The sequence below is a fragment of the Luteimonas mephitis DSM 12574 genome, assembly GCF_000422305.1.
Lineage (GTDB): Bacteria > Pseudomonadota > Gammaproteobacteria > Xanthomonadales > Xanthomonadaceae > Luteimonas > Luteimonas mephitis.
On sequence record NZ_AULN01000012.1, the window covers coordinates 427,347 to 439,279 of the forward strand.

Consider the following 11,933-nt stretch of genomic DNA (forward strand, 5'->3'; position numbering starts at 1 on the left):
CTCGGCGGGCTTCCGCACCGTGGATGCGGCAGATGGACAGAAGGTTTGCATGACTTGTGCCAGTCGGTCGCGCGCCGGCACGCGGTTAAGTTGCACGCACCTTGGGGCGACGCCCCGCACGAGATGGAATTCCGATGCGCGTTGCACGCCTTGCCCTTGCGCTGCTGCCGTTGCTGTCCGCGCCCGCGTCTGCCGTGGAAATCGATGGCCGCATCGATCCGGCCGAATGGCAGGGCGCGCGCCACGTCACCGATTTCCGCAAGGTCCAGCCGCTGTCCGGCGAGCCGGCCTCGCTGCCCACCGAAGCCTGGATCCTGGCCACGCCCGAGGGCCTGGCGGTCGCGTTCCGCAACACCCAGCCGGCGTCGGTGCCGCGCACCAGCCAGCGCGTGCAGCGCGACTTCGAGGAGCAGGTCGACCGCGTCAACCTGATGGTCGACTTCGACGGCGACGGCCGCACCGGCTACAACTTCACCGTGAGCTCCACCGACGGCGTGTTCGATGCCGTGGTCACCAACGAGACGCGGTTCAACAAGGACTGGGACGGCAACTGGAAGCACTCCGCCAGCAACGATGCCGAAGGCTGGTCGGCGGAGATGTTGATCCCCTGGTACATCGCGCCGATGCGCAAGGGCAGCGACGGCAGGCGCACGCTCAAGGTCTACGTCGACCGCGTCATCGGTTCGACCGGCGAGCGCGCGGCGTGGCCGGCGGTGAGTTTCATGCAGTCGCGCTTCCTGTCGGGCTTCGAACCGCTCGAGGTGCCGGTGTACAACCAGTCGCTGCTGGCGGTCACGCCGTACGTTTCCGGCCTGTACGACAACGTCGGCGGCGACAGCGACTTCGGCGGTGGCGCCGACATCTTCTGGAAGCCCAGCGGCCAGTTCCAGCTCACCGCCACGCTCAACCCGGACTTCGGCCAGGTCGAGAGCGACGACCTTGTGGTCAACTTCGACGCGACCGAAACCTTCGTCAGCGACAAGCGCCCGTTCTTCACCGAGAACCAGGGCATCTTCGAGTACACCACGCCGTCGGACTACAGCCAGCTGCTGTACACGCGCCGCGTCGGCGGCCCGGCCGACGATGGCGATGGCTCGGGTGACATCACCGCGGCGGTGAAGCTCAACGGCAGCCTCGGCGCGACCAAGTACGGCGTGTTCGCCGCCGACGAATCGGGCGCGGCGGGCCGCACGTTCGGCGCGCTGCGGCTGGTGCGCGATTTCGGCAGCCAGGACCTGGGCCTGATGCTGACCCGTGTCGACCGGCCGTACCTCGACCGCGAGGCGACCGTGCTGGGCGTCGACCACAACTGGCGCCCGAACCAGCGCTGGAACATCCGCAGCCGCCTGTTCGGCAGCCAGGTCCGGCAGCCGGGCCAGGACGCGGACGACCTCGGCGCCACGCTCTGGGCCGACTACGAGATGGACGGTGGCTGGCGCCAGCAGTGGATCGCGATGCACTTCGGCGACGAACTGCAGGTCAACGACCTGGGCTACCTGTCGCGGAACAACCTCAACTACGGCCACTGGGAAGTGTCGCGCCGCTTCACCGGCCTGCCGGAGGCGTCGCGCTACGCCTCCAAGGACTGGCGCTGGCGCGTCAGCAGGGTGACCAACGACCACGGCCAGCTGCTCAATGACCAGTTCCGGATGAGCCGCCGCAGCGAGCTGCGCAACGGCAGCAGCGAGTACGCGCAGATCAACGTCAACAGTGCCGGCGTCGACGACCTGCTCACCCGCGGTCACGGCGTGGTGGAGCTGCCGGCGAACTTCAACGCCGGGTTCGAATACAACCGGCCGCGCAAGGGCAACTGGGCGTACGGCTTCGAGGTGGATGCGGTGAGCGGCGGCTTGGCGGGCAATGACAAGGTCGGCTATGCGTTCGAGTTCGAACCGACCTACTTCGTCAGTGACGCCTTCAGCATCAATGCCGGTTTTTATGCGGACCGGACGCCCGACTGGCTGGTGTGGCAGCACGACAACCTGATCGGCAGCTTCGAAGGCCGCGAGTGGCACTTCAACGCCGGCCTGGACTGGAGCATCGGCAGCCGCCAGGAACTGCGGGTGAAGCTGCAGGCGCTGGCGATCGATGCGCGCGCGCTGCAGGCATGGCGCGTGGACGGTTCGGGCAACGCCGTGCCCAGCGACGAGCCGATCGAGGACTTCAGCGTGCGCAACCTCGGCTTCCAGATCCGCTACCGCTACGAGCTGGCGCCGCTGTCCTACCTGTACGTGGTCTATGGCCGCGGCGGTTACCGCGAGGACCGGTTCCCGGAAGATCCCTTCGACGGCCTGCGCGACAGCTTCGACCTGCGCGACGACGAACAGTTGCTGGTGAAGCTGAGCTACCGCTTCGAAATCTGATCGACGACCATCGGCGCCGACGGCCGCCTTATTCCGCCGCCTTCACTTCGCGCAGGTCCGCCGACGCGATGCGCCATGCGCGCTGCTCGTCGGTGGCGCCGTCGACGACGGTGCGGTGCAGGGTGTAGGTGCCGGCGTAGCGATGCACGCTGCCGTCGGTGCGGGTCGCGGTCAGCGCCACGGGGACCTGGATGTAGCGCTGTCCGGCGCCGGCATCGGAGTTGGTGGGTTCGCCGATCGTGGCGACCACGTGCGCGGTGCCGGCGAAACCATCGGCGAACTGCTGCGGCGTCTGCTTGCTGGCCCTGCCGCCATCCGACCACAGCGCGTAGGCGCGCGCATGGCTGCCGCCGTCGATCGCGGCGTAGTAGTCGCGGATCACCGCCACCGCGTCCTGCGGGGTGGGCTCGGCGGGCAGGCCAGTCGATGCGGCGTCCCCGGCCGGTTGCATCGCGGGGTCGGGAAGCAGGCCGGTCTCGGGATTGAGCAGGTCCACCTGGTCCGCCGGCTCGGCCGCTTCCGCAGGCTGTGGCGGCGTGCCGGACAGCGGTACCTCCCCCGGACCCGGGCGCGAAGACATGCCGGTCACCGAATCGCCCGGCTGGGCCGGAGCCGGCAGCGCATCGCCTTGGCCGGCTGCCAGTTGTGCGTCGCTTGCCGAATGGTCGTTGCATGCCGGCAGCGCGATGGCGCAGGCCAGCGCACAGGTGAGGGCGGAGAGCTTCTGAATCACGGACATGGATGACCTCGACTCAACGATCCAGGTGGATGACGACGATCCCTTGTTCAATGCCGACGTTGCCGATGCGCTTGCCTGCGGGCAGCCTGGAGAGCAGGTCGGGATCGAGGCGGTACACCGGTTCGCTGCGCGCGTATTCGGCGAGCAGGCTGTTGACCACGCCGCGCGCGCCACCCTTGAGCAGCGTGCCGGAGCCGGGCAGGTCGAACTGCTGCAGGTCCGGATCGACCAGGTGCAGGCCCTGCGTGGCCGGGTCGTACCGCAGGCCGCTGGCCAGCGCGAGGTGGCCGGTCGGCGCGCCTTCGCTGCCGAGCGCGCCCATGCCGACGTCGAACTCCAGCCGCAGCCGCGTCTCGCCCGGCGGGATCGACACGCGCGGGTTGGCCAGTGTCACCGCGACCAGTCCGCCGAGCTTGTCGAACGTGCGCGGGAAGCGCTTGTCCAGAGAGTGCTGCAGCTGCGTCGGCGTGAACACGACCTGGTCGTTGAGCCAGGCCGACATTGCGCCCATCGTCGCGCACGCGGCGAGCAGTGTGGCGGTGGTGGCGACGAGCAGGAGCCGTGCGGCCTTGTGCATGGGGAATCCGTGTTGCGAAGCGATGGCGCGCACCTTACGCGAAAGAAATGAACGCGGCATTAGGGTTCGCGGGCGCGTCCGGCCGATGCGCCGCCGGCATCAGTCGCCACCTCGTCCGCCTGGACAAGGATGGCCAGGCCGCGTCTTCCGGAAGAGGAAAGGCCGCGCCCGGAAAGGCGGCCGGCATCGTCTCCGACGCGACGCCACCGTTCACGGCAATTCTGCAAGCACCTTGCGCCGTGGCTGCAGCCAGGCGACGAGCAGGCCGAGCAGCAACATGGTCGCCATGCCGAGCAGCAACTGCTTGATCACGAGTGCCGCAGGCAGGGGCTGCACCGCGTAGTAGATCAGGTAGCCGGGGACCGTCGAGAACAGCGCCATCGCCAGGCCGAAGCGCAGGCCCTGCATCGACGAGGAGCGGCCGCTGGAGAAACCCTGCACGTAGATCCAGGTCATCGCGAAACCGATCAGCACGTGCGCCAGCACCATCCAGTGCACGTAGTGACGGCTGTCGTCGTCGCTGCGGAACATGGCGCCAAGCGCGGCATAGTCCGGCGCCAGCAGCAGGCCGTGCACGATGAAGCCCAGCAGCAACGCGGCGATCGACATGACCAGTCCGCAGACCCAGAACCGCTTGTCCATGGCGTGCTCCCTTGCAGGCAACGCATCGAGCGGGCTGCGTCGATGTCGCGGCGATGCTACTCCGCGCGCTTCACCGCGTCGATGGAGGCGGAACTGATCTCCCACCGGCCATCAGCGACCGCGCGGCGCAGGCGATACCAGCCGCGGTAGCGTCGCAGCGGGCTGCCTTCGACGCCAACACGCAATTCGACCGGAATTTCGAGCGCGGTCGGTACCGGGTCTGAATCCAGTGGCTTCGGCCTGCCATTTTCGATCCGAAGGCCACGCAGGTTCTTCAGTTCACGCAGGTCGGCTTCGTGCGAATCAATCGGCGGACGCTTGTCCACCCAGAACGCGTCCGCCTTGGCGCGATCTCCGCCGCCAAGCGCCGCCAGATATTGCTGGAGCGCCGCGACTGCTGCATACAACGCATCGTCATGCTGCCTGATTCGCGCGCGCAACTTTGCTGCTTCGACGTCACTGGCAGCCTCCGGCGTCGGTGCGGTCGAGGTGGTGTCAGGAACAGGCGGAATGACTGCCGCAGCAATGACCGGATCCTGTCGGCAACTGCGTAAACCCGCGATCGCGAACACCAGCAGCACGGTGGCCAGGAGCCCCCACAACAAACGACCTTGCATCGGTGACTCCCCTGGAGTCCTTGGGCTTGGGGCGATGCTAGCGCGTGTCCGGGCAGCTGTCCGCATCGGTGCGCCGCAACGGCCGTGGATCGCCCGCGTTTCGATTGCCATGGATGTCGAAATGCAGGTGCGCGGATCAGTGGCCTTTCATGGCCGCGACATGCTGCTTGCGTACTTCGGTGTAATGCCACCACGGATGCGGCGGCGCGCCTTCCATGAAGCGCACCGCGCTGATGAAGGTATCGATGACGCAGGGATCGTGGCGCACGCCGGTGACCGCGCACAGGCGCTCGTACAGCACGTAGGGATCTTTGCCGGCCAGCTGCGCGGGACGCTCGATGCCGAGGTTGCGGAAATCCTCGACCATCGCCGGGCCGATGTTGGGGATGTCGGCCAGTTGCCGGGCTTCGCCCGCATTGCGTGCCTTGGCCATGTCAGCCTCGCGGTTGCAGCGCGAGCCGCACGCCGATGCCGAGGAAGATGGTGCCGATCGCCCGTTGCCGCCAGCGTGCCAGGCGCGGACTGGCCGACAGCCGCCGGCCGAACCGGCCGATCACGAAGGCCAGGGTCGCGCTGTTGGCGAAGCCGATCGTCGACAGCAGCGCACCCAGCACCAGGAACTGCAGCCAGGCCATGCCGCGTTCGGGATGCACGAACTGCGGGAGGAAGGCCAGGAAGAACAGCGCGACCTTCGGGTTGAGCACGCCGGTGAGCACCGAGCGGCGATAGACGTGTGCCTTCGCCGGCGGCGCGGCGACCGCTGCCGGCACTTCGGCCTTGTCGCGCCAGGCCATGATGCCGAGCCACATCAGATAGGCGGCGCCAGCGTACTTGAGCAGTTCGAACGCCAGCGCGGAAGTGGCCAGCAGCGCCGACAGCCCGAACCCGGCCGCGGTGGCATGGATCAGGGTTGCGGTTTCGAGCCCCAGCCCCGCCTGCAATCCGCGGCGCGTCCCGCCCGCGACCGTTTGCGCGACGATCCAGGCTGTGCCCGGCCCGGGGATCAGCACCAGCACCGTTGCGGCGGCGAGATAGGCAAGCAGGGTCGTTGCATCGAACAGTGACGTCACGGTATTGCTCCATGGACAGGATGCGGGCCAGGCCGGCGATGCACAGCGGGCCTGCGCGCCAGTCTCCGCCAGCCTGGCTTGGGGGAAAAACGGAGTCTATGCCCGCACCGTCCGCCGTGGACGGGGATGCGCAGACGCTGCGTTCCATGGGCGGACGAGGGGACACAAAGACGAGGGGAAACAAAAAGGCCGGAGCATTTCCCGAAGGAAAGGCATCCGGCCCGGATTGCAGGCGGAGCGGCGAGCCGCTCCACCGTCACGCGCTTGCCTGGATCAGGCGGCCGCGTCCTTGAGCTTCTTCAGCGGGCGCACCTTGACCTTGACCGAGGCGGGCTTGGCGGCGAACCACTGCTCTTCCTTGGTGAAGGGGTTGATGCCCTTGCGCTTCGGCTTGGCCGGCACGCTCACGGCGGTGATCTTCAGCAGGCCCGGCAGGGTGAACGAACCGGCGCCCTTCTTGCTGACCGAGCCGTGCACGGCGCCTTCGAGCGCGGCCATCACGGCGCGCACGTCCTTGGCGGCAACGCCGGTGGCGTTGGCGATGTGGGCGACCAGGCCCGACTTGCTCAGGGCTTCCTTGATCGGCTTCGGCGCGGCCGGCTTGGCAGCAGCGGCCTTCTTCGGTGCAGCCTTCTTGACTGCCTTTTTCGCTTTCTTCGCCATGTGTGTGTGATTCCGTATTCGTTGGTTGATTGATGGGCCGAACCCGTCGGCAAGCGCAATGTAGGACAAGAAACCGGCCGCGCCAAGTGTTTTCTGAAGAAAAACCCCATGTTTACCGGCTTCATGCCGACCCGCCGCCAGGCCCGGGAAGCGGCGCCCAAGGCATCGACGCGACCATGTTGTCCGAGGTCGCGGACGAGTCCCGGGCTGGCTGCGCGGGAGCGCTTGGCGTGTTGCTCCCGGATGCATGGGGAAGGCCTGCCGGACTCGGATCGGGAACGGCACGTGCCGTAACGTGGGCGACTCGATCCGCGCACGGCATGCGCGGGCCGGAACGTGTCCACGTCCGGGCAAACACCGCCGGCCTGGGCATGTGATCGACATCGGTTGCGAGTGAGAATTCCGGATGGGATGCAAGGCGAGAGCGCGACGATGCAAATCATTGCCACGGCATCCAGAAAGGATTGGCGCGAAAATTGCCCGGGCATGCACTTGTGACGAAAAGTGCAGCCGCGGGAGTTTCATGAGAATAATTCCGAGTGATGGTGCGCACAGAATCCAAACTTTCCGAAAAACGCGGTTTTTTCGCTGGAATTACATGATGTGGCGCACAGCATCCGGTCACTTTGGTTGATATTAGTCGGAAGCCGGTATTAACGCCGGCATGGCAAGGAGTGCAGTATGAGTACCGGAATTTATTGCAGGGGATTCGCGACAGTCGGTGTGCTCGCCATCGCGGGATGGATGCAGCCCTCTGCCGCGGAAACGATTGAATGCAACGAGATCGACTCGATCCCTGCCGTCATCAGTACACAGGGGGTTTACTGTCTCAAGCACCACGTCAGCGGGAGTCTGGCATCTGGCAACGCGATCACGATCAACACCAACAACGTGACCATCGATTGCAACGAGTTCAAGATCGGCAACCTCGCTGCGGGGCCCGGCACGCAGGCGACCGGCATCAGTGCCGTCGAAAAAATCAACGTAACGGTGCGCAATTGCGGCATCCGTGGGTTCCAGACCGGCGTTTCCCTGCTCAACGGCGAGGCCCGGGTCGAAGACAACCGGTTCGACGGCAACACGCGGACCGCCATTCTCGTCACCGGAAGCGGATCGGCGATCCGCAGGAACGAGGTCATCGACACCGGCGGCGGCACGGCGTCAGGGGTCACCCAGATCGAAGGAATCCGGGCATCCGGCGGCATGGACGTCATCGACAACACCATCAGCGGCGTGGTGGCCACCAGCGGCAGCACCGGGAATGTCTACGGCATCCTGTTGCAGAACATGGATGCGGGCACGGTGAAGGGCAACCGGGTGCGCGAACTGGTTCCGGCCGGGTCCGGATTCCGCCGCGGCATCTGGGTGGACAGCGGCAACCGGGTCAGCGTGAAGTCCAACACGGTGGTCCTCAATGGCGGCCTGCTGACGCTGGATGCCGGTATCCGCTGCGGTGAGGCCCTGGTGCTCAATGGCGTCGCGCAGGACAACACGGTGCTGGGCACTGGCGCACTGTCCTTGGCGCTCGGGCTGGTCAACTGCAACAGCCTGGGCGGGTCGAACTACGTCAATCCACTCTGACGGGTCACCGCAAGATGAGCACTGCCGCGGCCTGGACTGCCAGGTCGCGGCGGTTTCGTGCGAACCCCCGGAGCCACGTGGAGCGCGTCGCCTGCACCACCCCGCCAGCGTAGCCGGGGATGAGCGCGCGGGCGGCCAGCGGTGCCGCGGGTGGCCTACTCGTCCTCGTGCTTCGGCTTCCACGCCTCCACGAGCTTCTGCTGCACCGGCGCGGGCACCGGTTCGTAGTGGCTGAAGTCGAGCGAGTAGCGGCCGCGGCCGGCGGTGACCGACTTCAGTTCCGCGGCGTAGCCCTCCAGTTCCGACAGCGGCACCTGCGCCTTGACCACGATCTCGCCGCGCACCGAATCGGTGCCGTTGATCCGCGCGCGCTTGCCGGCCAGGCCGCCGCTGATGTCGCCCATGTGCTGCTCCGGCGCGTTCACGTCGAGGTCGACGATCGGTTCGAGCACCTGCGGGCGCGCCTTGGCGATGGCGTCGAGGAAGGCCTTCCTGCCCGCGGCGACGAAGGCGACTTCCTTGCTGTCCACCGGGTGGTGCTTGCCGTCGTAGACGATCACGCGCACGTCCTGCATCGGGTAGCCGGCGATCGCGCCGCCGCTCAGGACCTGGCGCACGCCTTTTTCCACCGCGGGCAGGAACTGGCCAGGGATCGTGCCGCCCTTGACCTCGTCGACGAACTCGAAGCCCGCGCCGCGCGGCAGCGGTTCGATGCGCAGGAACACCTCGCCGAACTGGCCGGCGCCGCCGGTCTGCTTCTTGTGGCGATGATGTCCTTCGGCCTTGCCCGACACTGTTTCGCGATAGGCGATGCGCGGCGGTCGCGTGCTCACGTCGACGCCGTGGCGGGCCTTCAGCCGGTCGAGGTGGATGCGCAGGTGCAGGTCGGACAGGCCGCGGATCACGGTCTCGTTGGTGTCCGGCAGGTGTTCGACCTGGAAGCAGGGATCTTCCTCCGCCAGCTTGTGCAGCGCGGCGGCGAGCTTCTGCTCCTGGCCCTTGCTCCCGGCCTGGATGGCGAGGCCGAACATCGGCTTCGGGAAATCCAGGGGTGCCAGGTGGAGGTGGTCGTCGGCGTGCGAGTCGTGCAGCACCGCATCGAAGTGCAGGTCGTCCACCTTGGCCACCGCGGCGATGTCGCCGGGGATCGCCTGGGTGATCTCGACATGGTCCTTGCCCTGCAGGCGGAACAGGTGCGCGACCTTGAACGGCTTCTTGCCATCGTCGACGAACAGCTGCGAATCCCGGCGCACCGTGCCCTGGTAGACGCGGAACACGCCCAGCTTGCCGACGAACGGGTCGTTGACGATGCGGAACACGTCGGCGATCACGTGCGCATCCGGATCCGGGCGCGCCTCGATAGGCACGGCATCCGCCCCGGCGCCCTTGGCGAACGGCGGCGGATTGGCCTCGCCCGGGTGCGGGAACAGGCGCCCGGCGATATCGAGCAGTTCCTCCACGCCAACGCCGGTCCTTGCCGAAACGAAGCACACCGGCACCAGGTGGCCTTCGCGCAGGCACTGTTCGAACGCGTCGTGCAGCTCGTCGCCGGCAAGCCCCTTTTCGCCCAGGTCGAGGAAATGGTCCATCACCGTTTCGTTCACCTCGACCACCTGGTCGATGATCTTCTGGTGCCAGTCGGCAACGGGGCCGAGGTCGCTGCTTCCATCAAGCGCGCCGCCGGGCGATTGCCCGAAACAGTCCACCACCGCCTTGCCGCCGTCGGCCGGCAGGTTCAGCGGCAGCACCTCGGCGCCGAACTCGCCGCGCAGTTCGTCGAGTACGCGCGCGCAATCGGCCGCGTCGTGGTCGATCTTGTTGACCACCACCACGCGGCACAGCCCGCGCTGCCGGGCGCGCGCCATCATCCGGCGGGTGCCGTACTCGACGCCCTTGTCGGCGTCGACCACGATCGCCACCGTTTCCACCGCCGCCAGCGCCGACAGGGTGGGGCCGCGGAAATCCGGGTAGCCGGGGGTGTCGATCAGGTTGAAGTGGATCGCCCGTCCCGGGGCCGGCGCGTGGTCGATGCTGGCGATGGTGGCGTCGATGGAGTGGCCGCGCTCCCTCTCCATCGGGTCGAAATCGGACACGGTGTTGCCGCGTTCGATCGTGCCTGCCGCCTGGATGGCGCCGCCGGCATGCAGCAGGGCTTCGAACAGCGTGGTCTTGCCGGCGCCAGGGTGGCCCGCGAGGGCAACGTTGCGGATGTCCGGAGTCGAATACGGCATGGCCAGTTCCTCCCGTCGTGGTGCAGGGAGAGTCCGGCCAGCGGGCCGGGCTCCCGTGGACGGATCGGGCTGCGAGGCCGGCCGTGGAAGGCCGGGTGGCGCGACGGATCCGCACGCGACGTCATGGCTGTCCGCTGGGGAAGCGCGTCGACCGAGCGGCGTGCTCGGCGGGCGGTCATGGCGGGAACGGGACGATAGCGCGGCGGCAAACGCAGCGTCCCGTTGCAACGCAGCATGGCGAACGCGGGCGTAACGCGGCCGTGGCTAACCTGCCGTTCCCCACGACAGCATCGGAGCAACACCCATGGCCACCACCCGCCACGCCACCGCCCACTGGTCCGGCGACCTCAAGACCGGGGGCGGCACGATCAGCACGCCGCAAAGCGGGCTGATGGCCGAGACCGCCTACGGTTTCAACACCCGCTTCGGCGACAAGCGGGGCACCAACCCCGAGGAGTTGATCGCCGCGGCGCATGCCTCGTGCTTCACCATGGCGCTGTCGAACGCGCTGGCGCAGGCCGGACACGCGCCCGAGTCGGTCGACACCCGCGCCGAGGTCGACCTGACGCTGGACGGCGGCCCGACCATCAGCGCGATCCGCCTGGAGACCAGGGCGAAGGTGCCGGGCATCGAAGAATCGCGGTTCCGCGCGATCGCCGACGACGCCAAGCAGAACTGCCCGGTTTCCAAGGCGCTCTCGGCGGTGCCGATCACGCTGAAGGCGGAATTGCTTGGCTGATGCATTCGCGTCCGCGCTGCTGGTCCACGGCGCGGGTGCGGGCGGCTGGGAATGGAATGCTTGGCGCGGCGTGTTCGGTGCTGCGGGCATGCGGGTCGAAGCGCCCGACCTGGCACCGTCCGCCGCGGGGCTCGAACACACCGGCCTCGGGGACTACCTGCAGCAGGTGCGCGATGCGTTGCGCGGCCTGCGGCGTCCGCGCGCGCTGGCAGGCGCCAGCCTCGGCGGCCTGCTGGCCGCGATGGCGGCGGACGACGCCGATGCGCTGGTGCTGGTCAACCCGCTGCCACCGGCGCCGTGGCATGCGCAGCTGCCGCCGCGCGAATGGCCGGGCATCGTTCCGTGGCGGCGCGATGCGCGACTTGCGTCGACCCGCCGCGCGGTGCCCGATGCAGACGATGCCAGCGCGCTGTTCGCATTCCGCCACTGGCGCGACGAAAGCGGTGCGGTGATGCGCGCAGCGTATGCGGGCGTGGACATCGAGCCCCCCGCGTGCCCGGTGCTGTGCATCGCCTCGCAGCTCGACGAAGACGTGCCGCCAGCGCTGTCCGCCGCCCTCGCGCTGGCCTGGAACGCGGATTTGCTCCGCGTCGATGCGCTCAGCCACGCCGGCCCGCTGCTCGGGCGCGATGCGGCGAAGGCCGCGGCGCAGGCGCTGGCGTGGCTGTCGGCGCGCTAAACACGGGCGAGGGCAAGGCGGGCCGGTGCGTT

General features: G+C 67.9%; 12 protein-coding genes. 4 read left to right on the top strand and 8 right to left on the bottom strand.

Going from position 1 to position 11,933, the window contains the following annotated elements:
* Positions 1 to 134 precede the first annotated feature (134 nt).
* On the top strand, positions 135 to 2,363 hold the full coding sequence (locus H570_RS0102100; protein WP_027079307.1) for a DUF5916 domain-containing protein: 2,229 nt from the start codon (positions 135 to 137) through the stop codon (positions 2,361 to 2,363).
* Positions 2,364 to 2,391: 28 nt separating this feature from the next.
* Here H570_RS0102100 and H570_RS17990 read toward each other — a convergent pair whose 3' ends face one another.
* The 7 genes from H570_RS17990 to H570_RS0102135 all read right to left on the bottom strand — a co-directional run bounded on the left by H570_RS17990 (position 2,392) and on the right by H570_RS0102135 (position 6,671).
* Positions 2,392 to 3,102, bottom strand: a complete 711-nt coding sequence (locus H570_RS17990; RefSeq protein WP_051175986.1) for a hypothetical protein — start codon at positions 3,100 to 3,102, stop codon at positions 2,392 to 2,394.
* A gap of 13 nt (positions 3,103 to 3,115) precedes the next feature.
* Positions 3,116 to 3,679, bottom strand: coding sequence for a DUF1439 domain-containing protein (locus H570_RS15995; protein ID WP_051175987.1), 564 nt, complete (start codon positions 3,677 to 3,679; stop codon positions 3,116 to 3,118).
* A gap of 210 nt (positions 3,680 to 3,889) precedes the next feature.
* Positions 3,890 to 4,321 (bottom strand): hypothetical protein, encoded by a 432-nt coding sequence (locus H570_RS0102115; RefSeq protein WP_027079308.1) that lies wholly within the window; start codon positions 4,319 to 4,321, stop codon positions 3,890 to 3,892.
* A gap of 56 nt (positions 4,322 to 4,377) precedes the next feature.
* Positions 4,378 to 4,938 (bottom strand): hypothetical protein, encoded by a 561-nt coding sequence (locus tag H570_RS18755; protein WP_156899792.1) that lies wholly within the window; start codon positions 4,936 to 4,938, stop codon positions 4,378 to 4,380.
* A gap of 136 nt (positions 4,939 to 5,074) precedes the next feature.
* Positions 5,075 to 5,371, bottom strand: coding sequence for a helix-hairpin-helix domain-containing protein (locus H570_RS0102125; RefSeq protein WP_027079310.1), 297 nt, complete (start codon positions 5,369 to 5,371; stop codon positions 5,075 to 5,077).
* 1 nt (position 5,372) lies between these two features.
* On the bottom strand, positions 5,373 to 6,008 hold the full coding sequence (locus tag H570_RS0102130; RefSeq protein WP_051175989.1) for a LysE family translocator: 636 nt from the start codon (positions 6,006 to 6,008) through the stop codon (positions 5,373 to 5,375).
* A gap of 273 nt (positions 6,009 to 6,281) precedes the next feature.
* Positions 6,282 to 6,671 carry an HU family DNA-binding protein gene (locus tag H570_RS0102135; protein ID WP_027079312.1) on the bottom strand — a complete coding sequence of 130 codons (390 nt, stop codon included), beginning with the start codon at positions 6,669 to 6,671 and terminating at the stop codon, positions 6,282 to 6,284.
* A gap of 723 nt (positions 6,672 to 7,394) precedes the next feature.
* Here H570_RS0102135 and H570_RS0102140 point away from each other — a divergent pair.
* Positions 7,395 to 8,252 (top strand): right-handed parallel beta-helix repeat-containing protein, encoded by an 858-nt coding sequence (locus tag H570_RS0102140; protein WP_027079313.1) that lies wholly within the window; start codon positions 7,395 to 7,397, stop codon positions 8,250 to 8,252.
* 155 nt (positions 8,253 to 8,407) lie between these two features.
* On the opposite strand, the gene fusA is transcribed toward H570_RS0102140, so the two are convergent.
* Entirely contained in the window at positions 8,408 to 10,483 is a 2,076-nt protein-coding gene (gene fusA / locus H570_RS0102145; protein WP_027079314.1) for an elongation factor G, read from the bottom strand.
* A gap of 304 nt (positions 10,484 to 10,787) precedes the next feature.
* Here fusA and H570_RS0102150 point away from each other — a divergent pair, with 304 nt between their 5' ends.
* Together H570_RS0102150 and H570_RS17995 are read left to right on the top strand one after the other, a co-directional pair.
* Positions 10,788 to 11,222, top strand: a complete 435-nt coding sequence (locus tag H570_RS0102150; RefSeq protein WP_027079315.1) for an OsmC family protein — start codon at positions 10,788 to 10,790, stop codon at positions 11,220 to 11,222.
* Positions 11,215 to 11,901, top strand: coding sequence for an alpha/beta fold hydrolase (locus tag H570_RS17995; RefSeq protein ID WP_027079316.1), 687 nt, complete (start codon positions 11,215 to 11,217; stop codon positions 11,899 to 11,901). The genes H570_RS0102150 and H570_RS17995 overlap by 8 nt, the downstream gene beginning before the upstream one ends.
* Positions 11,902 to 11,933: the final 32 nt, after the last annotated feature.